The sequence below is a fragment of the Streptomyces coffeae genome, assembly GCF_016741875.1.
Lineage (GTDB): Bacteria > Actinomycetota > Actinomycetes > Streptomycetales > Streptomycetaceae > Streptomyces > Streptomyces coffeae.
The window spans coordinates 77475-101651 of record NZ_JAERRF010000005.1; the positions used below are offsets into that span (position 1 = coordinate 77475).

Annotated in this window: 22 protein-coding genes; 8 read left to right on the forward strand and 14 right to left on the reverse strand. The window is 71.4% G+C overall.

The annotated features are described in order from the left end of the window. Positions 1–347 precede the first annotated feature (347 nt). Complete coding sequence (locus JK363_RS09610) at positions 348–668, reverse strand: hypothetical protein (RefSeq protein WP_201873890.1); 321 nt, start codon at positions 666–668, stop codon at positions 348–350. A 208-nt stretch (positions 669–876) separates the two neighbouring features. Here JK363_RS09610 and JK363_RS09615 point away from each other — a divergent pair, with 208 nt between their 5' ends. Both JK363_RS09615 and JK363_RS09620 read left to right on the forward strand, forming a co-directional pair. Next, the gene (locus JK363_RS09615) at positions 877–1320 is read left to right on the forward strand and encodes an SPW repeat protein (RefSeq protein WP_201873893.1); all 444 of its coding nucleotides are present in this window, start codon (positions 877–879) and stop codon (positions 1318–1320) included. A 292-nt stretch (positions 1321–1612) separates the two neighbouring features. After that, complete coding sequence (locus tag JK363_RS09620) at positions 1613–2428, forward strand: carbon-nitrogen hydrolase family protein (RefSeq protein WP_201873895.1); 816 nt, start codon at positions 1613–1615, stop codon at positions 2426–2428. A 213-nt stretch (positions 2429–2641) separates the two neighbouring features. On the opposite strand, the gene JK363_RS09625 is transcribed toward JK363_RS09620, so the two are convergent. Continuing rightward, positions 2642–3763, reverse strand: a complete 1122-nt coding sequence (locus JK363_RS09625) for a medium chain dehydrogenase/reductase family protein (protein WP_201873897.1) — start codon at positions 3761–3763, stop codon at positions 2642–2644. 200 nt (positions 3764–3963) lie between these two features. Between JK363_RS09625 and JK363_RS09630 the strand changes: the two genes are divergently transcribed. Both JK363_RS09630 and JK363_RS09635 read left to right on the forward strand, forming a co-directional pair. Beyond that, complete coding sequence (locus JK363_RS09630; protein ID WP_201873899.1) at positions 3964–4632, forward strand: TetR/AcrR family transcriptional regulator; 669 nt, start codon at positions 3964–3966, stop codon at positions 4630–4632. Between the two features lie 78 nt (positions 4633–4710). After that, a complete protein-coding gene (locus tag JK363_RS09635) occupies positions 4711–5214 on the forward strand; it encodes an inorganic diphosphatase (RefSeq protein ID WP_201873901.1) in 504 nt (167 codons plus the stop codon). A 55-nt stretch (positions 5215–5269) separates the two neighbouring features. On the opposite strand, the gene JK363_RS09640 is transcribed toward JK363_RS09635, so the two are convergent. The 4 genes from JK363_RS09640 to glnA all read right to left on the reverse strand — a co-directional run bounded on the left by JK363_RS09640 (position 5270) and on the right by glnA (position 11757). Continuing rightward, positions 5270–7093, reverse strand: a complete 1824-nt coding sequence (locus JK363_RS09640; protein WP_236075669.1) for an ABC transporter ATP-binding protein — start codon at positions 7091–7093, stop codon at positions 5270–5272. Between the two features lie 371 nt (positions 7094–7464). Further along, entirely contained in the window at positions 7465–8748 is a 1284-nt protein-coding gene (locus JK363_RS44140) for a ricin-type beta-trefoil lectin domain protein (protein ID WP_307821664.1), read from the reverse strand. Positions 8749–9065: 317 nt separating this feature from the next. Further along, positions 9066–10070, reverse strand: a complete 1005-nt coding sequence (locus tag JK363_RS09650) for an AraC-like ligand-binding domain-containing protein (protein ID WP_201873906.1) — start codon at positions 10068–10070, stop codon at positions 9066–9068. Between the two features lie 277 nt (positions 10071–10347). Continuing rightward, positions 10348–11757: a type I glutamate--ammonia ligase gene (glnA, locus tag JK363_RS09655; RefSeq protein ID WP_201873913.1), complete on the reverse strand. Its 1410-nt coding sequence runs from the start codon at positions 11755–11757 to the stop codon at positions 10348–10350. Positions 11758–12006: 249 nt separating this feature from the next. Between glnA and JK363_RS09660 the strand changes: the two genes are divergently transcribed. Further along, the gene (locus tag JK363_RS09660; protein ID WP_201873915.1) at positions 12007–12474 is read left to right on the forward strand and encodes an RDD family protein; all 468 of its coding nucleotides are present in this window, start codon (positions 12007–12009) and stop codon (positions 12472–12474) included. A gap of 153 nt (positions 12475–12627) precedes the next feature. Here the strand turns inward: JK363_RS09660 and JK363_RS09665 are convergent, their stop codons facing one another. From JK363_RS09665 to lipB, 4 genes are all read right to left on the reverse strand, one after another. Next, the gene (locus JK363_RS09665; protein ID WP_201873917.1) at positions 12628–13308 is read right to left on the reverse strand and encodes a DUF4191 domain-containing protein; all 681 of its coding nucleotides are present in this window, start codon (positions 13306–13308) and stop codon (positions 12628–12630) included. 10 nt (positions 13309–13318) lie between these two features. Further along, on the reverse strand, positions 13319–13516 hold the full coding sequence (locus tag JK363_RS09670; protein ID WP_201873919.1) for an SCO2195 family GlnR-regulated protein: 198 nt from the start codon (positions 13514–13516) through the stop codon (positions 13319–13321). Positions 13517–13771: 255 nt separating this feature from the next. After that, on the reverse strand, positions 13772–14722 hold the full coding sequence (lipA, locus tag JK363_RS09675) for a lipoyl synthase (RefSeq protein WP_201873921.1): 951 nt from the start codon (positions 14720–14722) through the stop codon (positions 13772–13774). A 196-nt stretch (positions 14723–14918) separates the two neighbouring features. Further along, entirely contained in the window at positions 14919–15734 is an 816-nt protein-coding gene (lipB, locus tag JK363_RS09680; RefSeq protein WP_201873923.1) for a lipoyl(octanoyl) transferase LipB, read from the reverse strand. 247 nt (positions 15735–15981) lie between these two features. On the opposite strand from lipB, the gene JK363_RS09685 reads away from it, so the two are divergent. Then, positions 15982–17547, forward strand: coding sequence for an NsdA family TPR-like regulatory protein (locus JK363_RS09685; RefSeq protein WP_201873925.1), 1566 nt, complete (start codon positions 15982–15984; stop codon positions 17545–17547). 729 nt (positions 17548–18276) lie between these two features. Here JK363_RS09685 and JK363_RS09690 read toward each other — a convergent pair. Both JK363_RS09690 and JK363_RS09695 read right to left on the reverse strand, forming a co-directional pair. After that, a complete protein-coding gene (locus tag JK363_RS09690) occupies positions 18277–19596 on the reverse strand; it encodes an NAD(P)/FAD-dependent oxidoreductase (RefSeq protein ID WP_201873931.1) in 1320 nt (439 codons plus the stop codon). A 294-nt stretch (positions 19597–19890) separates the two neighbouring features. Continuing rightward, on the reverse strand, positions 19891–20790 hold the full coding sequence (locus JK363_RS09695) for a TIGR01777 family oxidoreductase (protein ID WP_201873932.1): 900 nt from the start codon (positions 20788–20790) through the stop codon (positions 19891–19893). A 67-nt stretch (positions 20791–20857) separates the two neighbouring features. Here JK363_RS09695 and JK363_RS09700 point away from each other — a divergent pair, with 67 nt between their 5' ends. Further along, on the forward strand, positions 20858–21406 hold the full coding sequence (locus JK363_RS09700) for a GNAT family N-acetyltransferase (protein WP_201873933.1): 549 nt from the start codon (positions 20858–20860) through the stop codon (positions 21404–21406). 27 nt (positions 21407–21433) lie between these two features. Here JK363_RS09700 and JK363_RS09705 read toward each other — a convergent pair whose 3' ends face one another. Then, complete coding sequence (locus JK363_RS09705) at positions 21434–21952, reverse strand: DUF4240 domain-containing protein (RefSeq protein ID WP_201874424.1); 519 nt, start codon at positions 21950–21952, stop codon at positions 21434–21436. A gap of 198 nt (positions 21953–22150) precedes the next feature. Between JK363_RS09705 and JK363_RS09710 the strand changes: the two genes are divergently transcribed. Continuing rightward, positions 22151–23071, forward strand: coding sequence for an SDR family oxidoreductase (locus JK363_RS09710; protein WP_201873934.1), 921 nt, complete (start codon positions 22151–22153; stop codon positions 23069–23071). A 113-nt stretch (positions 23072–23184) separates the two neighbouring features. On the opposite strand, the gene JK363_RS09715 is transcribed toward JK363_RS09710, so the two are convergent. Continuing rightward, a complete protein-coding gene (locus tag JK363_RS09715; RefSeq protein ID WP_201873935.1) occupies positions 23185–24150 on the reverse strand; it encodes a helix-turn-helix transcriptional regulator in 966 nt (321 codons plus the stop codon). Positions 24151–24177: the final 27 nt, after the last annotated feature.

A 24177-nucleotide genomic window follows, 5' to 3' on the forward strand; every position in this document is an offset into this window, starting at 1 on the left:
TCGTCGAGGGGCGTCGATGGACGTCGTGCGCGCGGGCTGGGCGGCCTGGCCGAGGTGTGCCGTCGCCGTTTCGCCATGTCGCCGCGTTCGCCGGAAGGGGCGGTGCCGGAAGAGGCAGCGGCGGAAGGTTCAGTGGCGGATGGTTCAGCGGCCGAGCGAGCGGGCCCGCGCACGGGATGCGCGGCAACACTCGCGGTCGAAATGGTGCGCCTGCCGGGACGGCCAGAACGGCTCGAGGTCGGGATGACCCGTCGCGGCGTGCTGGAGGCTGACCATGCCCCTATTGAAGCAGACAACCCGCCCGGCGCGCGGCCCGCGGGGGCCACGCGGCCGGACGGGCGGGCATGTCATGAGGGTGCCCCTCCCTCGGCGATCCGGACGAGCGCCCCGCCCGCCGTACGCGCCTCGTCCAGCCGGTCGCCCATCCACTGAAGGTCATCGGCCGGCCACCACCAGCACCGGTCCCCGCTCGGCCGGCGCCCGGAACACCGACAGACGGCCAGCCGCAGCGCCAGCCCGCCGTGCTGCTCCGACGGGCTCTGCCGACCGGTGAGCGCCGCGTCCAGGACGGTGCGCTGGGACGCGGGCAGGGCCCCGACACCTCGTCGGCGACCGCCCCGCGCCAGCTGTTCACGCCCTCGTACCAGCAGCTCATCGCGTCCGATCACGGGCTCTGGCTGCTCGCCGTACCGCTCCACGCGTATCGCCCCCCTGCCTGCCGCGCGCGGCGCCCTGCGGAGACAGCTGGTGCGGAACCAAGGAGCATCGGAGCCAACCAGACATCTACCTATAAACCAAGGCGAGGCGCACAATGGTGGTGCGGTGGTTTACCGCACTGCGCGGTCAGACTTGCATGGATCGAAGGAGGCGAGTCGTATGGCCGACGTCTCACGCGCCAGAGGGGACATCACGGGCCACCCTGACGTGACCGAAATGCGGGAGCGCTACGCCCGCATGATGGACGCTCGTGATGTTGTCTTCCTCGACGGACCGGTGCTTCTCGCCGGTCTGTACTTCGCCATCTCTCCCTGGGTGGTGCACTTCGCGAGCACCAGCCCCAACCTCATGGTCCACAACCTCATCCTCGGCCTCGCCATCGCGTTGCTGGGGATCGGCCTCACCACGGCCCCGAGGAGGATGTACAGCCTGTGCTGGACCATGGCCGCGATCGGTGTATGGATGATCATCTCTCCCTGGGTGGTCGCGGGGGGCCCCGACGCCGGGATGATCTGGAACAACGTCGTGGTCGGCGCCATCACCTGCCTGTTCGGGCTGGTGGCCGCAGGAATGGTCATGCGGAAGGGCCGGGGGGAGACCTGACCGTTTCGACGAAAGTGTCATCGGGACACCGGCCTTGAGGCCGGACAACCGAGACCTGGGACAACCGAGACCAAATGGAGAAGGCCGCCCACCGCACGCCCCGATGAGGTCGTGCGGCAGGCGGCTTTCGCTCGGTTTCCCGGTCGGTGCGGTCGCAGGTGGTGGTCAGCGGTAGCTCACCGTCGTCTGCCATGACAAGCGTCCATTTGGAACCATGGTCATGGCCCTGACCCCGACGGCGCACCCCGCCTAGACTCCGATCTCCCGACCAGGAAATGAGGCAGCATCCGCCATGCCCCTCCGCATCGCACTGAGCCAGATCACCACCGGTCCGGACCCGGCGTCGAACCTTGACCTGCTGCGCCGGGAGACACAGCGGGCTGCGGAGGCCGGGGCCCGGCTGGTCGCGTTCCCGGAGGCGACCATGGCGTGCTTCGGCACCCGGCTCGGTCCGCTCGCCGAACCGCTGGACGGCCCCTGGGCCACGGAGGTCCGGCAGATCGCGCGGGACAGCGGATTGGTGGTGGTCGCGGGCATGTTCACCCCCGCACCCGACGGACGCGTCACCAACACCCTGCTGGCCACCGGCCCCGGGGTGGAGGCCGCCTACGACAAGATCCATCTGTATGACGCCTTCGGTTTCAGGGAGTCCGACACCGTGGCCCCGGGCACCCAAGTGGTCACCTTCGATCTCGACGGCGTCAGGATCGGCCTCGCCACCTGCTACGACGTACGCTTCCCGGAACTCTTCCGGGCCCATGCCGACGCCGGTGCGGTGGTCTCGCTGCTCTCTGTCTCCTGGGGCGCGGGACCGGGCAAGCTCGAACAGTGGGAGCTGCTGACCCGCGCACGGGCGCTCGACGCCACCGTATGGCTCGCCGCCGTGGGACAGGCCGATCCGGCCGCGTCCGGGGCCGGTCCCGCCCCGGCCGGGAGTGCCCCCACCGGTATCGGCCACAGTGCCCTGATCGGCCCCGATGGCACGGTGCGGGAGCGGTTGGAGGCCGCCCCGGGTCTGCTTGTCGTGGACATCGATCCCGAGGAGGTCACCACGGTGCGCCGCACGGTGTCCGTTCTGGACAACCGCAAGCTGGGCGTACGGCCCTGAGCGGTAACCGGCAGTCGCCGGGAGGATGAGGTCGCGGGCGGCGTCGGCGAACGGATCCTGGCCGCGGAGGTCAGCGGGTCCCACGGCACTGCCCTGTGCGCTGGGAACCAGGGTCCGGGAAGGAGCCCGGCAGCCATGGACCGCGGGGCAGGGCCGGGCCGACTCCCGCGACACGGAGGCGCGATGGCCGGTGGTACAGCGTCCCGGCGACGCTCATCGCGGGCCCTCGCCGCCGGTCCGCCCTGCGCTCCCGTCCACCAGCCGCGGACCGCCCTCGGCGGCGCGGTGACCGGCGGCTTCCTCTGTGACTCCGGTGGCTCCCGTGACCAGGACGACCTTGCCGGTGACCGTGCCGGACTCGGCCAGCCGCATCGCCTTCGGCGCCTCGGTCAGCGGAATCCGCGCCGCCACCTGGGCGGAGAAATCCCCGCTCGCCAGCAGCTCCAGTACCTGGCCCAGATCGGCACGGACCCGCGCCTGATAGCCGGCCAACCGCCGCCGTCCCGCCCACAGGTTGTAGAAGTGTGCCCGCCGTCCGTTCGGCAGCAGATTCCACAGCAGCAGCCGGGCGAACAGCTTGAGCACCGGCGCCCGTGACGAGCCCGGGACATCCCGGGTGGCAGCCGTGCCGTAGGAGACGAGCGTGCCGCCACGGGCCAGCAGGCGGAAGGAGTCCACGATGCCCTCGCCGCCCACATGGTCGAAGACCGCGTCCACCCCGCCGGGGGCCAACTCGCGCACCCGCGCGGGCAGATCGGGGTCGCGGTAGTCCAGCGGGATGGCGCCCAGTGTCCGTACCGCCCCGTGATGGCGCGGTGAGGCGGTGCCGATGACCCTGATGCCCGCGTGACGGGCGAGCTGGACGAGGGTGGACCCCACTCCGCCGTTGGCACCGAGGACCAGGATCGTCGCCCCGGAGCGGACCTTGGCCATCCGGTGGAGCATCTGCCATGCCGTGATCCCGTTGACCACCACCGTCTCCGCCTCGGCCGCGCCGACCTCCTCCGGCACCGCGACCAGATCCCCAGCGTCGACCAGCGTGTGCGTGGCCCAGCCGCCCGTCTTCGTCAGCACTGCGAACCGGCGGCCCCGCAGCGCGGGATCCACCCCGGCGCCCGTGGCAGTGACCCTCCCCACCAGGTCATAGCCGGGCACGAAGGGGAACGGCGGCTGGTCGTAGTACTTGCCCCTGCGCATCTGCTGCTCGGCGAACGAGACACCGGACGCCTCGACCTCGACCAGGGCCTGGCCGGGGCCGGTCTCGGGCAGCGGGCGGGTGCGGAGCCGGAGCCCTTCCGGCTCCACCAGACCGGGGAGCACAACTTCGGTGAGCATGGCGAACCTCGTCTTTCGTGGGCCTCACGACCGCCGTGAGGCCGTGAGGGCTTCTCTCTTCCGTGAGAATTTCTAACAAAACAATGAACCTGTTACCCTCGATGTGTCAACCCCGGTTCCGAGCCGGATTCCGAGCCGGTTCCGGACCGGCCCCGGCGGCCGGTTCCGAGCCGCCCGTACGAACGGTGAAAGGCGCGTCCATGGCGACAGCACGGCGAGAGCGCTACCGCAAGCAGACCCGCGAGGAGGCCAAGGCCGTGGCCCTGACCCAGCTCGCCGAGGCGGGCACGGCGGGCATCTCGGTGAACGCGATCGCGAAGTCGATGGGCATGACCGGCCCCGCGCTCTACCGCTATTTCGCGGGCCGGGACGAGCTGCTCACCGAGCTGATCACCGACGCCTACCGCGATCTGGCCGAGTCCACGGCCGCCGCCGTCGCCGATGCCGCCCCCGACGACCGGTTCCGCGCGCTGGCCCACGCCATCCGTGACTGGGCCACGGCGCAGCCCGACCGCTATCTGCTCATCTATGGCACCCCGGTGCCCGGTTACCAGGCACCGCCGGAGACCACCGAGATCGCCCGTGCGCTGATGCGCACGATCCTCGACGCCTGCGCGGGCCTGGGCGACACGGTCGCCGGTGCGCCCGCGTCCCCCCTCGAAGCGGAGCTCGCACGCCGGCTCGAGGACGTCGGCCCCTGGGCCGACGGGGCGGATTCCGGCGGCGAGTTGAAGGGCCGTGCCCTGCGCACCTGGACCCGGCTGCACGGTGTGATCAGCCTCGATGTGCAGGGCCAGTTCAGCGGGATGGGCTTCGACCCTGGGATGCTCTTCGAGGCCGAGGTCGAGGCCCTCGCGCGCGGCGTTTGAGGCCCCCCGAGCTGCCCGCCCGGCGCTCACGGCGCACACTGGAAGCACACCGGAGCGCACGGGTGACCGGAGGTCGCGATGGAGTCCGCCGAGTTCGATGTGGTCGTGGAGATCCCGGAAGGGTCCCGCAACAAGTACGAGATGGACCACGAGGCAGGCCGGATCCGGTTGGACCGGATGCTGTTCACCGCCACGAAATACCCGGCGGACTACGGCTATATCGATCACACCCTCGGCCGGGACGGCGATCCGCTCGACGCCCTGGTCACGGTCGGCGAGCCCACCTTCCCCGGCTGTGTCATCCTCTGCCGGGCCATCGGCATGTATGTGATGAGCGACGAGAAGGGGCCGGACGAGAAGGTGCTCTGCGTCCCCGCCCACGATCCGCGCTACACCGATGTCCAGGACATCCACGACGTGCCCGAATTCGACCGGATGGAGATCACCCATTTCTTCGAGGTCTACAAGGACCTCGAGCCGGGCAAGTCGGTGGAGGGTTCCCACTGGGAGGGCCGCGACGACGCGTACGCGGAGATAGCCGCCTCCCGCGCCCGCGCCGCCGAGGCCGTCCGCCCCCACTGAGTCACCGGCGCGCCCAGCCCGGCGCGGCGGGCCTCAGCACACCTCGGAGCCCCCGTCAGGACAGCTCGCCACGCTGCGCCGGGACCCCGCGATCGTTCTGGAGCTCCCACAACTCCCGGAAGAGCCCCGGCGATCGGGTCAGTTCCTTGAACGTTCCCTCCTGGATCACCCGCCCGTGGTCGAGCACCACGATCCGGTCGGCCACGGCCACATTCGCCAGCCGGTGGGTCACCAGGACCACCGCCCGGTCCTCCGCCATCCGCCGCAGCCCCGCGAAGATCCGGTGTTCGGCACGGGCGTCGAGGGCGCTGGTCGGCTCGTCCATCACCAGCAGCCCGGCGGGCCGGTGGAACGCCCGGGCCAGCGCGATGCGCTGCCACTGCCCACCGGACAGCTCCACCCCGCCCCACCACTGCCGGGCCAGCAGGGTGTCCAGTCCGCTGCGCAGCCCGTCCAGCACCTCATGGGCACCGGAGTGCGCCGCCGCCGTCCGCACCGCCTCGTCCCCGCCGTGCGGCTGGCCCAGCGTGATGTTGTCCCGGGCGCTCAGCGGCCAGTGGGCGTAGTCCTGCGGAACCACGGCCGTATGCCGCCACATCGCCTGCGGATCCAGCTCCCCCACATTGGCGCCGTCCCAGGTCACCGCGCCCTTGGTGGGCAGATAGAGCCCGGTGAGCAGCTTGCTGAGCGTGGTCTTGCCCGAACCGTTCTCCCCGACCAGTGCCAGGACCTCACCGCGCCGTACCTCGAGGGTGACATCGTCCAGCGCCGGGGCGTCGGACTCCGGATAGGCGTAGGTCAGCCCCTCGGCCCGGATCACCCGCGGTACCGCCGGGACACCGCTGCCGCGCCGTATCCGGTGGCCGCCCGCCTCCTCGATGAACTCCGCCCAGTCGTCCAGATACAGCCCGGTACGGAACAGCCGGGTCCCGTACCCGACCATGCCCTGCAACGACGTGGCCACCGTACGCAGCGCGAAGACGGCGGTCCCCGCCGAGGCCACCGACATCTGCCCCGCGCCCAGCAGCAGCGCCAGCGACACCCACACCAGCCCGGAGGCGAGCCCTCCGGCCACCGCCCCCAGCAGTGCGTACCGCGCGCCCCGGTGCACGGCCTTGTCGGTCGCGGTGTCCACCCGCGCCCCGATGGCCCGGTACCGCGCCAGCAGAAAGTCGGCCATGGTGCCGGACCGGAGCTGATCGGCGATGTCCTTGTCGATCATGAACCAGCGCAGCAGACTCAGGGTGCGGCGGTCCGCGCTCATCGCCCGGCTGGTCTCGTACTGGACCCGGGCCGCCTTCATCCCGGCGATCCCCTGCGGCAGCGCCGCCAGCAACAGCAGTGGCAGCAGCGCCGGATGGAGCACCGTGACCACGCCCGCCGCGGCGATCAGCGATGCCACGCAGGCCATGAGCTGCTGCGACTCGGTGATCAGATCCTGTGCGACCTCGGCGCCCCGGTCCGCCGCGTCCCACTTGTCGTTGAACCCGGGGTTGTCGTACGCCGCCAGCTCGGCGTTGATCGCCGCGTCCAGCATCTGTGTCTCGGCCTCCCGCGAGATCCGCGGGGACAGCCTGCTGGAGATGTTGTTGACCGCGATCCCCAGCAGCGCCCGCAGCCCGGCCGCCACGGCCAGTATCGCGAGCGACGGCAGCGCCTCCCGCAGCCGTTCGGTGATCTGCCCGGAGGAGATCAGCGCGGTGATGGTGCCGGTGGTGGCCAGCAGTCCGAACGCTTCAAAGAACCCCGACAGCGCCTGGCACACCAGCAGCGCCACCACCGCCCTGCGGTCCACCTTCCAGGCCAACGCCAGTGATCTCCGCACCAGTTGCGGCAGTCTGCGCACCATCGACCGGGTGGTGATCGGGTTGTTCTCCATCGCCACCAGTGACGGGGGCCGGAACCTCAGCTCCTCACCGGGCTGTTCGTTCCTCGGTTGTCCGCTCTGTTCCTCACCGGGCTGCTCAGTGGTACGCGTTGCCACAAATCCCCCCTGATGGTGTGTTTCCGGTGCGACAGGGGTCAGACTGCCGGATGCCGTCACCGGACGCGGGGCGTCCGGGCGAAGTCACACGATCGGGGCGTTTATTTCCGCCGCGCCCGCTGATGGTCGCGCCGCGGTGCTCCTCGCCCGGTGGCTCACCCGACCCGCGGAGAGGCCGTCGGTCGCCCGCCGGCGGGGGCTGTGCAATGCCGCGGGTCCGGACAGGGCCTGCCTGTCCGGACCCGCGGGGGCGCGTGCGGCGTGGGTTACTTCGGTGCGACCCAGACCTGGCGCTGGTACGAGTTCGCCGAGTGGAGCTGGATCTTGGTGCCGTCGGTGGTCCTGCCGCCGGTCACGTCGAGGACCTTGCCCGAGGCGACGTGCACGATCTGGCCCTTGGCGTTGACCGACCAGCGCTGCGACGCACCGCCGTTGCAGTCGGAGAGCTGGATCTTGTTGCCGTCGGCGGTCGCGTTGTGCGCGTTGTCCAGGCACTTGCCCAGGGCGTGGAACGTGCCGTCCCTGTCCAGGATCCACGACTGGGTCGCCGAGCCGTTGCACCTGTAGAGCTGGATCTGCGTACCGTTGGCCGGGTTGCCCGCCTTGACGTCCAGACACTTGCCGCCGAGGCCGGTCACCTTGCCCTGCGGGGACACCGCCGCGCCGGCACCCTTGGCGAGGCGGCGCAGGCCCTGGACGTCGAACTGCTGGACGTAGGTGCCCGCGCGGCTGTCCCTGTACCCCCCGGCCGGTGAGCACAGGACCGGCATTTCCTGGGAGTCGCCGGCGACGGCACAGTCGCCCCGCTCCGGGCTGCGGTTGGCGTGGGTCAGACCCATGGTGTGGCCGAGTTCATGGCTGATGTGGTTGCGCATGCGCGTCTCGCCCCTGGAGGGCAGGGGCTTTCCGGCCGAGGTGAAGAACTCGCTGTCGATGTAGGCGTGTCCGCTGGTCACCGTGTCGGGGACGGAGGAGGCGATGAGGCCGCAGCTCAGATTCTTGCTGCCGGACCCGTCGCGTACGACCTTCCAGCCGTGCTGTCCGCCGTCCTTGGGCGGGACGCACGGGCGCTTCAGCACACCGATGACCACCTCGCCCTTGGGCCGGACGTGGTCCCAGCCCACCGGCTTGGTGTCCACGTTGATCGGCAGATTGGTGATGCGCCGGAGGTCCGTGGCCGCCGCCTTCACATAACGGCCCAGCCAGTCCACCGACTTCTGGTCGTAGAACCTGATCGTGTAGCCGGTGGACAGCGACTTCCGCGGACCGGCGAGCTTCCACCCCTCGCCGTGCGGCGGGGTGGCCGCGGCCATACCGCGCACGCCCGACGTCTTCACCGGCATGACGCCGTCCTTGAAAGCCGTCCCATCGGTGTCGGAGACGCCGAAGTCCTCCGAGTGGGGCGCCGCCGCCACGGGGCGGTGCCTGTCGCCCGGTTCGTTGTCGTCGGTGCCGAACGCGCTGGACGAAAGCTGGAGGCCCCCCGCGACCGCTGCCGCCCCCGCACATGCCGCGATGATCGATATTCGGCGTTTACCTGTGAATCCCACGTCCCCGTTTCCTTTTCTGTCGATGAAGTTGTCGTGATCAGGCCCTTTTGAATCCATCCGGATCACACCGATAGGAAGGGCTCGCCGCCGGACCGGAACCGGCGCGGAAAGCCGCGGCGGCCAACCGGAGGTCCGCTCAAGGGGATGGCGGGGATGCCTGCGGACCACAGGGGTGGCTGAGCCGCCGCGGCGCCATGCGCGGCGGCGAAGGGGCCCGTTGACGAAGGCCGCTTCCCCCCGACGCATGGACCATCAGGATGCCCCGCACGCCGGGAGATGTCGTGAGCACAGAGTCCACAGTCGTGTTGGCAATCCGTTCACTCCCGGCTTCCGAGCCCCCGGCCGCCGAAGCCGCCGCCAGTGAACGCCCGGCAGCGGTGGTCCTTGGGGGTGGTGCCATAGGCAGCGCGGTAGGCCCGGCTGAAGGTGGACGCGCGGGGGAAGCCCCAGCGGGTGGCGATGGCGTGGATGGGGGTGGTGCCGAGCGCCGGGTCGGTGAGGTCACGGTGGGCCGCCTCCAGGCGCAGACGGCGGATCCCGTCGGCGACGGTGTCTTCCTCGTCCTGGAAGAGGCGGTGCAGATAGCTGACGGAGATGTGGTGGGCCGCGGCGATGGACCCCGGCGTGAGTCCGGGGTCGTGCAGATGCGCGCGGATGAACGCCTGGATGCGCAGGGTGAGGGACCGCTGATGGGTCTCCGGAGGCAACGCGTTCTCGTCCTCGAGCACATGGGCGAAGAGCGAGGCGACCAGGTCGCTCGCGACCCTGCCCAGCCGGGGCGCGTCGGAGGGCCGGTACGCGGACGTGTCGGCGGCCAGCTGGGTGAGGAACCCCGACAGCAGCGCGCCGACTCCCTCACGCGCCGACATGGGCCGCGCGATGATCCGGCGCACCTTGTCGTGCGACAGCGGCACCAGCGCCTGGGGGATCTCCACGCCCACGGTCCTGACCGGGTTCCCCGTGCTGTGGAGCTCGTAGTCCAACGAGGAGGAGTTGACATGCAGGTCGAGTGGCCGGTAAGCGGTCTCGTGGTGTCCCCACACCCCCGCCCCGGTGCCGTGCAGGAGGAGCGAGAGGTGGTACATCTCGGGGTCGGACTGCCGGATCAGCTTCCGTGTGCGGCGGAAGACCACCGGCTGGAACTCGGACGGCCACACGACAACCGGTCCGAGCCCCAGGACGCGCTGGGAGGCCCGGTAGTCCTCGGTGTGGTCACTGCGCAGCTCCATGGGGGCATGGGTGCGGCCCATCCGTTCCACCCAGGAGTCGAACCGGTCCGCCGCGGCCACCTCTTCGGTCCGGAACACCATCTCGTCCAGCAAGTGACTCTCCCCAATTCCCTGCCGTGGTCGCGTACCGTGCCCCCGCGACCTGGTCGTGAGTCCCCCTCTCACTTCTGCTCAGCGCACGATCTCACGCCGACCTCGGCTTGTTCCTCTCGCCACTGATCACGGGCGGGGAGCGGTCGGCGGTTCCGCGCGGAACCGCGGCCGGACACGACAAAGCCGTCGGCCGTGGCCTCCCGGCGAGGGGAAGCACACGGCCGACGGATCGTGGCTGGTCGTCAGCGCGAGAGCCCGCTGTGACCCGCGACGCTCTTTAGACGTCGAAGTACAGCTCGAACTCGTGCGGGTGCGGCCGCAGCTGGAGCGGGGCGATCTCGTTCGTCCGCTTGTAGTCGATCCAGGTCTCGATCAGGTCCGAGGTGAACACCCCGCCCTGGAGCAGGAACTCGTGGTCGGCCTCGAGGGAGTCGAGCACCGCCGGGAGGGAGGTGGGCACCTGCGGGACGCCCGCGTGCTCCTCGGGGGCCAGCTCGTAGAGGTCCTTGTCGATCGGCTCGGCCGGCTCGATCTTGTTCTTGATGCCGTCCAGACCGGCCAGCAGCAGGGCCGAGAAGGCCAGGTACGGGTTGCCGGAGGAGTCCGGGGCACGGAACTCGACGCGCTTGGCCTTCGGGTTCGAGCCGGTGATCGGGATACGCATCGCGGCGGAACGGTTGCGCTGCGAGTACACCAGGTTGACCGGGGCCTCGAAGCCGGGGACCAGGCGGTGGTAGGAGTTCACCGTCGGGTTGGTGAAGGCCAGCAGCGACGGGGCGTGCCGGAGGATGCCGCCGATGTAGTAGCGGGCGGTGTCCGAGAGGCCCGCGTAGCCCTGCTCGTCGTAGAAGAGGGGCTCGCCGTTGCTCCACAGCGACTGGTGGACGTGCATACCGGAGCCGTTGTCACCGAAGATCGGCTTCGGCATGAAGGTCGCGGTCTTGCCGTTCTTCCACGCCACGTTCTTGACGATGTACTTGAACAGCTGGAGGTCGTCGGCCGCGGCCAGCAGCGTGTTGAACTTGTAGTTGATCTCGGCCTGGCCGGCGGTGCCCACCTCGTGGTGCTGGCGCTCGACCTTCAGGCCCGCGCGCTCCAGCTCGAGGCTGATCTCGGCGCGCAGGTCGGCGAAGTGGTCGACCGGCGGGACCGGGAAGTAGCCGCCCTTGTAGCGGACCTTGTAACCGCGGTTGTCCTCCAGCGCGCCGGTGTTCCAGGCGCCCGCCTCGGAGTCGACGTGGTAGAAGGACTCGTTCGCGGTGGTGTTGAAACGCACGCTGTCGAAGACGTAGAACTCGGCCTCGGGACCGAAGAACGCGGTGTCCGCGATACCGGTGGAGGCGAGGTAGGCCTCGGCCTTCTTGGCGATGTTCCGCGGGTCACGGCTGTACTGCTCGCCGGTGATCGGGTCGTGGATGAAGAAGTTGATGTTGAGCGTCTTGTCCCGGCGGAACGGGTCGACACGCGCCGTGGACAGATCCGCACGGAGCGCCATGTCCGACTCGTGGATCGCCTGGAAACCGCGGATCGACGAGCCGTCGAAGGCGAGCTCCTCGTGCGGGTCGAACGCCTCCGCCGGTACGGTGAAGTGCTGCATGACGCCGGGAAGGTCACAGAAACGGACGTCGATGAACTTCACGTCCTCGTCCGAGATGAACTTCCGAGCGTCGTCGGCGTTCTGGAACATCCAACTCCTCCTAGCCCGGCCCGGGGGGACGGGATTTGTTCGGTCGCACGGTCCGACGGTCCATAAGCGTGGTGTGCTGAGCCCGACCATAGGCAGACGGGATTTCCCGGGCATGACCCATTTGTTTCACCCAGGTTAACCGGCCGAGAGCCGAAATGACGGGGCCCAACAGGCGATCATGGGCCTCCTGCGGGACGCGGGCGGCACCCGGCTCCCGGGAAACGTATGCGGTCGCAGTAACGTGGTCGGGTGGACAAGAGGCAAGCAATCGGATCGTGGCTTTCCGGACCCCGCGCGGCCGCCGAGGACCTGGGCGTCGACATGGGCTACCGGGGCCAGGGGCTGGGGCTGCCCGAGAGCGGACCGGGCGCCATCGCGCCGCTCGGGCGCCGCTTCGGGGCGCTCTTCATCGACTGGGGGCTGTGTCTGCTGGTCGGCTGGGGGCTGCTGTCCGGCGGTGACGCACGGGCGGCCGGGAACTGGGCGCTCGTGGTCTTCCTCGTACTGAGCGTGCTGACCGTGGGCACGGTCGGTGCCACCCCCGGCAAGCTGCTGCTGAAGCTGCGGGTCATCGGTGAGGGTGGGGTGCGGCTCACACTGCCGCGGGCCGTGCTGCGCAGTGTGCTGCTCGGCCTGGTGATCCCCGCCGTCGTCTGGGACCGGGACACCCGGGGACTGCACGACCGGCTCTCCCGCTCCGTGCAGATCCGGGTCTAGCGGGACCCCCGGCGGAACGGCAATTCAGCGGAATGCGCCGCCCGGGAACGGCGGATCGCATACGAGCGGATCGCATACGAATGGCGGCCGGGACAGGATCCCGGCCGCCATTCGTATACCGACGTTCATCGCGCTCTGTGACGCGGCATGTGCTCAGCGCCCCTTCGGCATTCGCATGCCCTTGGGCATCGGACCCTTCGGGATCGGCATGTTGCTCATCAGGTCGCCCAGCGCCCGGAGCCGGTCGTTGACCACGGTCACCTGCCCGCCCGGCAGCACCCGCGGCAGCTTCATCAGCGTGGTGCGGAGCTTCTTGATCTCCACCTGGCCCTCGCCGGAGCCCACGATCACATCGTGCACCGGGACATCCGCCACGACGCGCGCCATCTTCTTCTTCTCGGCCGCCAGCATGCCCTTGAGCCGGTTCGGGTTGCCCTCGCCGACCAGCACGATGCCCGCCTTGCCCACGGCGCGGTGGACGACGTCCTGGCTACGGTTCATGGCCACCGCGGGCGTCACCGACCAGCCGCGTCCCACGTTCTCCAGGACCGCGGCCGCGGCGCCGGGCTGGCCCTCCATCTGTCCGAAGGCCGCCCGCTCGGCCCGGCGGCCGAAAACGATCGCCATCGCGAGGAAGGCCAGGACGAAGCCCAGGATGCCCAGGAAGATCGGATGGCCGATCCAGAAGCCGATCGCGAGGAGGACACCGAAGGTGACGATCCCCACGCCAGCGACGACAAGGCCGACCTTCGAGTCGACCCGCTTGGTCATCTTGTAGGTCAGGGCGATCTGCTTCAGCCGCCCGGGGTTCTCGGATGTTTCCTTCCTCGCCATACAGCGAAGTTTACGTGGCCTGAGAAGCCCCGGCGGACACGGCCTCCAGTACATGCTCGGCCTCGTGCCGGTCCTTGGCACGGCGCCGGTCTTCCAGTACCGCGGTCCAGGCGTTGCGGCGGGCGGTGCGTTGCCCGCCGCGCAGCAGCAGACCCTCCAGAGCGAGCAGTGCGTCGGTGACGGACGGGCGTACGGGCGCAGCCGGCATGGGATCCCCTCGAAGCAGCGGATGATCACGACGCATGCACTACTGATAAGCAGTGCGTGGCTCAATCGTTACCCAATGGTGTTACCAGTGCGTGACCAGGCGGTCAAACACCGATGAAGCCTGGATACGGCCCGTACCCGTCCCCTGACCTGCGGAAGGGCGCGGGCCGGTGGTGCGTGGGTGTGCCGGTACTCACACAGCGTGTTGCTGCTCACACAGGGGGTTGTTGGGTGAGCCGTGTGCGTGCTGTGTGGTTCAAACGGCCTGTGAGGCCACTGCGACGTTACGCTTCTCGATCGCCTGCTGGTAGAGGCGCCCCGCGCGGTACGACGAGCGGACGAGGGGGCCGGACATGACACCGGCGTAGCCGATCTCCTCCGCTTCCTCCTTGAGCTCGACGAACTCCTGCGGCTTGACCCAGCGGTCCACCGGGTGGTGGCGGGCGGACGGCCGCAGATACTGCGTGATCGTGATGAGTTCGCAGCCCGCGTCGTAGAGGTCCTGGAGCGCCTGGCTGATCTCCTCGCGCTCCTCGCCCATGCCCAGGATCAGGTTGGACTTGGTGACCAGACCAGCCTCGCGCGCCTTGGTGATGACCTCGAGCGAGCGCTCGTAGCGGAAGCCGGGACGGATCCGCTTGAAGATCCGCGGGACCGTCTCCACGTTGTGCGCGAGCACCTCGGGACGGGACGAGAAGACCTCGGCGAGCTGCTCGGGAACCGCGTTGAAGTCGGGGATCAGCAGCTCGACACCGGTGTCCGGCATCAGGGAGTGGATCTGGCGGACGGTCTCCGCGTACAGCCAGGCGCCGCCGTCCTCCAGGTCGTCACGGGCGACACCGGTGATCGTGGCGTACTTCAGCTCCATGGTGCGTACGGATTCGGCCACCCGGCGCGGCTCGTCGCGGTCCAGAGGCTCCGGCTTGCCGGTGTCGATCAGGCAGAAGTCACAGCGCCGGGTGCACTGTTCACCACCGACGAGGAACGTCGCCTCGCGGTCCTCCCAGCACTCGAAGATGTTCGGACAGCCTGCCTCCTGGCACACCGTGTGCAGGCCCTCGCGCTTCACCAGGCCGTGCAGCTCGGTGTACTCGGGACCCATCTTCGCCCGGGTCTTGATCCACTCCGGCTTGCGCTCGATGGGGGTCTGGCTGTTCCGGACCTCCAGACGCAGCATCTTCCGTCCGTCGGGTGCGACTGCGGACACGTCCGGCACTCCTCTTTGCTTGGCGGCTCGGCTGGCGAGTTTGCTGGCGCGGCTTTCGAATCGTCGGCGGTCACCAGGGTACGCCCGTCATTCGTACGGATTTACGTCCAGGGCAACCCATGGGCCTCAGGCCGCATTCCCCGGGGCCCCGTGAGCGCCGGGACGGTGCGGGCCCCGGCGCGGTGCGGCGGGGGGCCTAGACGGCCCGCGGCATCGGGACCGACGTCTCCAGGACGGCCCGCAGATGCTTCTCGACCACCGGGAGCACCTCCGCGACCGGGACGTCCCGGCCCAGCTCCTCCGAGAGCGAGGTCACGCCCGCGTCCCGGATCCCGCACGGCACGATCCGGTCGAACCAGGTGTTGTCCGGATTGCAGTTCAGCGCGAAGCCATGCATGGTCACGCCCTTGGCGATCCGCACCCCGATCGCGGCCATTTTGCGGTCCTCACGGCGCTGCCCGGCGTTGGACGGGGCGTACTCCGGGCCGTTCATCCGCGGATCGAACTCCTCGTCGTCGATCCGGGGGTCGAAGTCCAGGCTCAGCCCGCCGAGCGCCCGGCGCTCCTCGAGCGGATCGCCCAGCACCCACACCCCGCTGCGGCCCTCCACCCGGCTGGTCTCCACACCGAACTCCGCGCAGGTCAGCAGGAGCGCCTCCTCCAGGCGCCGGACATGCGCGATCACATCCACCGGACGCGGCAGCTTCAGGATGGGATAGCCCACCAGCTGGCCGGGGCCATGCCAGGTGATCTTGCCGCCGCGGTCCACGTCCACCACCGGGGTGCCGTCGAGCGGGCGCTCGTTGTCGGCCGTGCGCCGCCCCGCGGTGTAGACCGCCGGGTGCTCCAGCAGCAGACAGGTGTCGGGGATCTCGTCCGCGAAGCGCGCGGCGTGCACCCGGCGCTGCTCCTGCCACGCCTCCTCGTAGTCCACCGCGTCCGCGCCGAATCCCAGGCGGACATAGCGCAGCGACGAGGAGCCGGGGATCTCCCCCGGGGACGATGCGGTCACGGCACGCTCCTGTTCGGACCTCGTTCAAGGACCTCGTACGAGTCACCTCGTACCAAGTCACCTCGTACACGTGGGTGGCGAAGCCTGGCGGCGGCGCCCCAGCCACTCTACGACCGCGGAGCGGTACGTCCCCATCGGGCTCGTTCTCACACGATCGGATGAATGCCGCCCGACGGCCGCGATCAGCCCTCGAGCGGCAGTTAAATTCGCGCCGTTCCACAGGGCGATCAGGGAGACCGGCAAGCTGATGACGGAACGACCCCCGCAGCGCATTCCCAATCGTCAGCTCGCGGCGCTCATTGCCGAGGCGGGCTTCTCCAACGCGGGGCTGGCCCGGCGGGTGGACCAGCTCGGTCTGGAGCACGGCCTGGACCTGCGCTACGACAAGACGTCGGTGACCCGCTGGCTGCGCGGACAGCAGCCGCGCGGCACCACCCCGGCGCTGATCGCCGAGGTGTTCACCCGGCGTCTGGGGCGCCGGCTGACGGCCCAGGACCTGGGCCTGGACGCCTGTGCGCCGGTCTACGCGGGGCTGGAGTTCGCCGCTACCCCGCAGGAGGCGGTGGACATCGTCAGCGGGCTGTGGCGGAAGGACTCCGGCAGCCATGCGGAGTTACGGAAGATCGCGTTCACCCCGGCGGGTCTGGTGGTCCCCAGCCGTGACTGGCTGATCGGACGGCCCGACGACCGGGTGGCGCGCGGTGAGCCCCCGGTGGGCGCGGGACCGTCCGGGACGCCCGGCGCGGGCGCCCCGGGAGCCGGTGGCGCGGGCGCGGCGGCGGCCGTACGGCTGCCCGCCCAGGGCGGCCGACCGGGCGGCCAGCCCGCCGGGGCCGGACGCGCGCCCGCGGTGGGCCGGGCCCCGGTGCCCCGGCAGCGGCAGGCGGACCGCTGCCAGCGCGGCCCGGGCCACCGGGTGACCACCGGGGACATCGCGGCGCTGCGCTCGGTCAGCGAGCTGTTCCGGACGCTGGACCAGACCTACGGCGGCGGCCATGCCCGCCAGGCCCTGGTGCGCTATCTCGAGCACGAGGGCGAGCCGATGCTGCGCGGCACCTACAGCGAGGCGGTGGGGCGGCGGCTGTTCGGGGCGGTCGCGGATCTGACCCGGCTGGCCGGGTGGACCTCGTACGACATCGCCGCCCACGGTCTGGCGCAGCGCTATTTCGTCCAGGCGCTGCGGCTGGCGCAGGCGGCCGGGGACCGGGCGTACGGCAGCTATGTGCTGGTCACGATGAGCCGCCAGGCCGTCTATCTGGGCCATGGCCGGGAGGCCGTGCAACTGGCCCGGGTGGCCCAGCAGGGCGTCGGCGGCGGCGCCCCGCCGGTGCTCCAGTCGCTGCTGCACGCGGTCGAGGCGCGCGGCCACGGAGTGCTCGGCGAGGTGCGGGCCTGCACCGCGTCGCTGGCCCGGGCGGAACGGGCGCTGGAAACGGCGCGGCCGGGCGACGATGTGCCGTACTGGGCGCGGTTCTTCGACGATGCGCAGCTCGCCGACGAGTTCGGCCATTGTCACCGCGATCTCCAGCAGTACCGGGCCGCCGCCCAGCACGCCGAGCGCTCGCTCCAGCTGCGCGGCAGCGGATACGCGCGCAGCAGGCTGTTTTGCCGGGTGGTACTGGCGACGGCGCGGCTGGGTCTCGGTGAGCTGGAGCAGGCGTGTGCGCTGGGCGCGGAGGCGGCGCAGCAGGCGTCGGAGATGCGGTCGATGCGGGCGCTGGACTACGTACGGGACTTTGAGCGCCGTCTCGAGCCGTACCGGGACGCGGCGCCGGTGCGGGGTTACCGCGAGCGGGTGGCGGCGCTTCAGTAGCCCCGTCGGCGGCCGCCACGTAGCGGTAGCGGTGCGGCGGCCGCCCGCCCGACGCGGAACGGTCCGTGGCGGACGATGGCGGCCGTCCCGCCGCGCGGACCGGGCCGCGGCCGCCTTCCTCGCCGCCCGCGGCGGTCCGGCCCGCACCACTGCGGGACCGGCCGGTGGCCCGGCCCGGGGCGGCCGAGCCCCGGCCGCCTCCTCGCGCACGTGCGGCGGTCCGGCCCGTACGTCCGAGGCCGTGCCCCCGCTGTCGGGCCGCCGCGTCGGGGCGTGCGTTCCCGCGTTCACAGCGGGTTGAAATCCGGGCGTCGGGCGGCGGTTCAGCAGCCCTGGGGCGGTGCCACGCAGTGGTGCGGCGGTCGCTCGCCCGACGCGGAGCGGTCCCGCCGCGCGGACCGGGCCGCGCCTCGCCACGCGTGGCGGTCCGGCCCGCACCACTGCGGGTCCGGTGCCCCGTTCGTGGCTGGGCGTCACGCGGTGAGGCGGCTGCCGACGCGGAGCGGTCCGGGACGGCGGGTGCGGCGCGGCGGCCGTCCCGTCGCCGGGCGGGTTTCCTCGCGCACGCGCGGCGGTCCGGCCCGCATGCCCGGACCCTGGCCGGTGGCCGGATCCGGGAGTCCTACCGCGCGGTCCTGGCCACCGGAGCACCGGCCGCTCAGCCCGTGCCGGGCGTCCGGCAGTCCGCGCCATCCGGTCTGAACCGGATGGCGCGTCCCGGCCGTGGGGTCAGGCCGCGGCCGGGAGGCTGGGGGTGGTGCCGGATCCCGGTGGGGCGCCGAAGTCGGTGAGGACCGCGCGGGCCGCGCGGCGGCCGGAGACGAGGGCGCCCTGCACCGAGCTGGAGTCGCGGTGGTCGCCGCAGACGTACAGCCCGGACAGCAGCCGCACCGGGCGGCGCAGATCGTGGGGCGCGGGCATGGCCGGGACGGCGTACGGGTCGTGGCGCGCGGCCAGCAGCTCCCAGTCTGCGGTGGAGGTGCCGTAGACCGCGGCCAGTTGGCCCCGGGCGGCCCGGTCGAGCTCGGCGGTGGGCCGTCCGGCGGCGGGACCGAGCACCGTGGAGGTGATCAGCACCCGGCCGGGCGGGGTGCGCGAGGGGTCCACCTCGCTGGCCACCATGGTGTGGGCCACCGGGCCCGAGCCGCTCGCCGCGAGGACCAGCGCGGGTTCGCGCAGCGGCGGCCGGTCGGCGGTGTGGTGAAGCACCGTCACCGGGTGGAAGGCCGGCAGCCGCAGACCGGGCAGGAGGGCCGCGGCGTCATGCGCCCCGGTGGCCACCAGGACGGCGCGGCAGCCGATCTCGCCGTGTTCCGCGGTGGCCACGGCGGTGGTGGAGGCCGATACCGCGCGGACGCCGGTGTGCACCGTCCCCGGCGGCAGCGTGGCGGCCAGCAGCTCGGGGACGGTGGACGCGCCGCCCGCCGGGAGGCAGAGGCGGCCGCGTGCGTAGCCGCGCAGGGCCAGATCGGCACAGCGGCTCGAGGTGGTCAGCTCCGGGTCGCTGAGCAGCGACACCAGCAGTGGACGCAGCACCCCCTGGACCGTGCGGGCAGGTAGGCCCCGCCCCCCCAGGGTCTCGTGGACCGGCCGGTCGGGGCGGGCGAGCAGGCGGTCCGCGGGCAGGGTGGCGAGCCTGCCGAGCGCGGCACCGAGTCGGGCTTGGTCGAGCCCGTTGCCCAGGGGAGCACGGGCGGCGTTCGCCAAGGCGCGCGCCGACGTGAATGCGCCCCTCATGCTCCGGGGGGTGCCGAACCGCTGGGTGCGGCCCTCGCTGTGGATCAGCACGCCCTGGGTGAACGGGCGCAGGGCGAGCGAGCCGAGCCCCGGAGTGCGCCGCAGCTCCGGGAAGGAGGTGTTCATCAACTGTCCGGTGCGGTCCAGCCGGAAGCCGTCCACGCTGTCCGTCGTCATCCGGCCGCCCACCCGTGGCGCGGCCTCCAGGACCGTGACCGCCACCCCGGCGCCGGCCAGCAGTTGAGCCGCGGCCAGCCCCGCGAGACCGGCTCCCACGATGACGACGTCCGTGCGGTGCGCGCTGCTGAGCACGTGCCCTCCTCGAGGTCGGTGCGTACGCTACGGGGGCCTGATGCCCCAACCAGCGGCCCGGAAGCGTGAGTTCCGCGACACGGCTCCGTGAGGTGGGTAACGCCAGACGTACGTGACGGTAGTCAGAAAAACGTTCGAGGGCAGTCGCGCATGGACCGAGCACGGTCGCACAACGGTCGCACGCCGGTCGGCCACGGCCCCAAAACGGCCCGGCTCAGGCTGAGTTGACGCTCCGTCAATGCCGCCCGACGCCGCCCCGTGCACCCCCTCCGGCGGACCGTCGGCGTGGCGGGCTCAGCGCCGATTCTTCAGCGCCGCGCGCAGGGCCTCGTCGATATGCGGATAGGTGAAGGCGAAACCGGAGTCCATCAGCCGGCGGGGCAGCGCCCGCACACTGCCGAGCACATCGCCGGACATCTCGCCCAGCGCGAGCCGCAGTGCCGGGGACGGCACGCTCAACAGCGTGGGGCGGTGCAGCACCCGGCCCATGGCAGCCGTGACCTCGCGGTTGGTGACCGGCGTGGGCGCCGTGAGATTGACCGGACCCGCGAGTTCGTCGGTGGCGATGACATGGCGCAGCGCGGCGATGTGGTCGTACAGGGCGATGAAGCTCCAGTACTGGCGGCCACTGCCCATCCGCCCGCCCAGCCCCGCCTTGAACAGGGGGAACAGCCGTCCCCACGCCCCGCCTTCGGGGGCGATGACCAGTCCGGTGCGCGCGAACACCGTGCGGATGCCCGCCTCCTGGGCCGCCGCGGTCGCCTCCTCCCACTCCTGGCACAGATGCGCGAGGAAGCCGTCGCCGGGGGGCGCGTTCTCGTCGACCGCGCGCGCCCCCGTGTCCCCGTAGAACCCGACGGCGCTTCCGCTGACCAGCACCCGCGGCGGAGTGTCCAGCGTGGCCACCGCCTCGGCGATGGCGGCGGTGCCCAGCACCCGGCTGTCCCGCAGCTCCTTCTTGTACGCGTCGGTCCAGCGGTGGTCACCGACACCCGCGCCCGCGAGATGGACCACCGCGTCACACCCCGTCAGCCCGGCGGTGTCCACCCACTGCCGCTGTGGATCCCACTCGACCTCGCCCTCCCCGCGCGGGGTGCGCCGCACCAGCCGTACGACCTGGTGGCCGTCCTCGCGCAGCGCGTGGACGAGAGCCGTGCCGATGAGTCCGGTGGAGCCGGTGACCGCGATTCGCATGGCACCATCCTGCCCCCGATCTTGAAAGGGATGTCGGACGACGGGGCCGGATGGCACACTGGCCCACATGTCCGAGCAGACCGTGCCGTCCCGGCCCGACGTACCGGACCGGGTGGCCGACCCGGACGAGCTCATCGTCCGCGCCGCCGTGGCCGAGGACGAGACCGCGCTGGCCGAACTGGACCGTCGCGCCTGGTCACCGCTGCACTCGGTACAGCCGCGCCCCCAGCCGCCCTACGATCCCTTCTTCCACGACCGCAACCGCCCCGGCCACATCCTCGTGGCCGAGCTCGGCGGGCGCCCGGTCGGCTACCTCCGGCTCGTCCCGGCGACCCCGCTCGCCTCCAACGCCCATGTCCAGCAGATCCAGGGGCTCGCGGTCGACGAGCAGGCGCGTGGCAGGGGAGCGGCGCGGGCGCTGCTGGGCGCGGCGTACGAGAAGGCACGGCGGGCGGGCGCCACCCGCATCACCCTGCGGGTGCTGGGCCCCAACGCCCCCGCGCGGCGGCTGTACGAGTCCGAGGGGTTCACCGTGGAGGGCGTCCTGCGGGGGGAGTTCCTGATCGAGGGGACGTATGTGGACGACGTCCTGATGGCCCGCGGCCTCACCGGCTGATCTCACGCCGCCACGGACACCGGGCCGTCAGGCCCGGAAGCGCTCCCACAGCCGGGGGTAACGCTCCACCAGCTCCCGCTCGTCCTCGAAGTCGATGGCCGCGCCCTGCGGTTCGTTCGGCGGCGCCGGGAGCCCCAGCTCCGGCAGGGCCGCGCCGGTCAGCCGCTCATACGCCTCGTCCGCGGCGAATCCCAGGTCCTCGCAGTCCCCGTCCACCTGTTCATCGAAGTCGTCCAGAAGTTCGGCGAGCGCGTCCGGCTCGTGCAGCGCCCCCTCGAAGACCTCCCGGCCCTGACCGATCAGCCAGAAGCGGAACGCCTCGAACGCGTCATCGCCGACCCCGCCCAGCAGCACCCAGGCCGCACCCCACACATCCCAGCGGTACGCCCGGTTGGAACGGGCCTCGAAGTGCCGCGCGAAGTCCAGCACGGCGTCCGGGTCGAGCTGGGACAGTTGCTCGACGAGCAGGTCGGACTGGTCCTCGGGGTCGCCCTCGGCGGCCTCCCGAGCGCTGTCGACCAGCCCCCAGAACTCCGTCTCGTCCATCATCACGGGACCAGGATCGGCCCTCCCCGTCGCCCCCGCACGCGGAGCGACCCGGATGCGGCCCTCTCGTTATCGAGAGGGCCCCGGCCGCCGGAGACCCGGGGGAAGTGCGAACAAAAAGCGACAGGAGATGTCGGGTTTCCCTGCGACCGTCGAACGCACAGCCATACCGGACACCCATCGAAGGGACACGGATTCGTGAGCACACAGGGCGCGCTGGCGGGCAGGATCGCACTCGTCGCGGGGGCGACGCGCGGCGCGGGCCGGGCCATGGCGGTCGAGCTGGGCGCGGCGGGTGCCACCGTCTACGCGACGGGGCGCACCACCCGGGACCGGGTCAGCGAGGTCGGGCGGGCGACGGAGACCATCGAGGAGACCGCGGAACTGATCACGGCGGCGGGTGGCACGGGCATCGCGGTGCCGACGGACCACCTGGAACCGGAGCAGGTACGGGCGCTCATCGAGCGTATCGACCGGGAGCAGGGGCGACTGGACGTCCTGGTCAACGACGTCTGGGGCGGTGAGGCGCTGATCGAATTCAACAAGAAGACCTGGGAGACGAACCTGACGAGCGGGCTGCGGATGCTCCGGCTCGGTATCGAGACCCACCTGATCACCCACTACTACGCACTGCCGCTGCTGGTCCGGAACCCGGGCGGGCTGGTGGTCGAGATCACCGACGGGGACGAGGAGTTCAACGAGACCTACCGGGTGAACCTCTTCTTCGACATCACCAAGAACGCGCCCATCCGCACGGCGTATGGGCTCGCTCAGGAGCTGAAGGAGTTCGACGCCACGGCGGTGTGCGTCTCCCCGGGCTTCCTGCGCTCCGAGCAGATGCTGGACCACTTCGGGGTGACAGAGGAGAACTGGCGGGACGCGGTGGAGAAGGAGCCGCACTTCGCCATCGCCGAGACGCCGCACTTCGTCGGGCGGGCGGTCGCCGCGCTCGCCGCCGACCCGGACCGGGCCCGCTGGAACGGGAAGTCAGTCTTCAGCGGTGAACTGGCCAAGGTCTACGGTTTCACCGACCTCGACGGCTCCCGGCCGGACGGCGTCGGCTATTTCCGCGACGTCGTCTTCGGCGGCAAGGCGGGCACCGCGGAGGACTACCGGTAGCGCCCCGAAGGGGCGCGGGGCCGTGCCGATGTGCGGCTCCGCCGCGTGGGCGCGACCAGCCACGACGCGGCCGCAGACGAAGGACGGCGCCCCATGGCACATCCCGCGGAGCGCTATCGGTAGAGCCGCGCGGTGCGGTGCGCCGCCTCGGCGAACCGTTCCCGCAGCTCCGGTGGTTCGAGCACCTCGGCCTCCGGGCCGAGCGCGAGCAGCTGCGCGTACGCCACATCGTGCGACTCGACGGGCAGGGTGACGGTGATCCGCCCCTGTCCGTCGGGCTCCCCGGCCCCGCGCACCGCCTCCTCGCCCGCCGTGCGGTCCGTGACGTACGGCAGCCGCCGGGCCCCGTCCGGGGTGAGCCGCAGCACGGTCTTCTCCCGCAGGATCGAGCGGGCGAACTGGGCTGCCCGCTCCTCCCAGAAGGCGGGCAGATCGAACTCCTCGACCCGGTCGAAGCGGTCACCACGGGGCGCGACGGAGGCGAAGCGGTCCACCCGGTACACCCGGAAGTCGCCCTCCGCGCGGGCCGCCAGATACCAGACGCCCGCCTTGAGCACGAGGCCGTACGGCTCCAGCTCCCGTGCCACCTCCGTCTCCCGGCGCCGGTAGCGGACCGTGATCCACTGGTCGTCCCAGACCGCGTCGGCCAGCGGTGGCAGCAGCTCGGGTGTCTGCGGCGGCTGCCACCAGCCGGGGGCGTCCAGATGGAAGCGCTGGGCCACGCTGTGGGAGGCGTCGCGCAGCTCCGGGAGGAGGGCCGCGGACACCTTCAGCCGGGCCGCGGAGGCGGCGTCCGCGAGCCCCATCTCGCGCAGTGCGGACGGTACGCCGGACAGGAACAGCGCCTCGGCCTCGGTCCGCCCCAGCCCGGTGAGCCGGGTGCGGTAGCCGCCGACGAGCCGGTAGCCCCCGGCGCGCCCCCGGTCCGCGTAGACCGGGACACCCGCCTCGGAGAGCGCGGCGGCGTCGCGGGTGACGGTCCGCTCGGAGACCTCCAGCTCACGGGCGAGCTCGGCCCCCGTCATCGAGGGCCGGGCCTGGAGCAGAAGCACCATCTTGATCAGCCGGGCAGCACGCACCCGCCCATCATGCCTCGGCATGAGAAC

Bases quoted from the DNA above. Each gene is read 5' to 3' on its own strand.
- JK363_RS09615 (WP_201873893.1), top strand. From the start codon at position 877: ATGGCCGACGTCTCACGCGCCAGAGGGGACATCACGGGCCACCCTGAC.
- JK363_RS09620 (WP_201873895.1), top strand. From the start codon at position 1,613: ATGCCCCTCCGCATCGCACTGAGCCAGATCACCACCGGTCCGGACCCG.
- JK363_RS09625 (WP_201873897.1), bottom strand. From the start codon at position 3,763: ATGCTCACCGAAGTTGTGCTCCCCGGTCTGGTGGAGCCGGAAGGGCTC.
- JK363_RS09630 (WP_201873899.1), top strand. From the start codon at position 3,964: ATGGCGACAGCACGGCGAGAGCGCTACCGCAAGCAGACCCGCGAGGAG.
- JK363_RS09635 (WP_201873901.1), top strand. From the start codon at position 4,711: ATGGAGTCCGCCGAGTTCGATGTGGTCGTGGAGATCCCGGAAGGGTCC.
- JK363_RS09640 (WP_236075669.1), bottom strand. From the start codon at position 7,093: ATGGAGAACAACCCGATCACCACCCGGTCGATGGTGCGCAGACTGCCG.
- glnA (WP_201873913.1), bottom strand. From the start codon at position 11,757: ATGTTCCAGAACGCCGACGACGCTCGGAAGTTCATCTCGGACGAGGAC.
- JK363_RS09665 (WP_201873917.1), bottom strand. From the start codon at position 13,308: ATGGCGAGGAAGGAAACATCCGAGAACCCCGGGCGGCTGAAGCAGATC.
- JK363_RS09670 (WP_201873919.1), bottom strand. From the start codon at position 13,516: ATGCCGGCTGCGCCCGTACGCCCGTCCGTCACCGACGCACTGCTCGCT.
- JK363_RS09685 (WP_201873925.1), top strand. From the start codon at position 15,982: ATGACGGAACGACCCCCGCAGCGCATTCCCAATCGTCAGCTCGCGGCG.
- JK363_RS09695 (WP_201873932.1), bottom strand. From the start codon at position 20,790: ATGCGAATCGCGGTCACCGGCTCCACCGGACTCATCGGCACGGCTCTC.
- JK363_RS09700 (WP_201873933.1), top strand. From the start codon at position 20,858: ATGTCCGAGCAGACCGTGCCGTCCCGGCCCGACGTACCGGACCGGGTG.
- JK363_RS09705 (WP_201874424.1), bottom strand. From the start codon at position 21,952: ATGGACGAGACGGAGTTCTGGGGGCTGGTCGACAGCGCTCGGGAGGCC.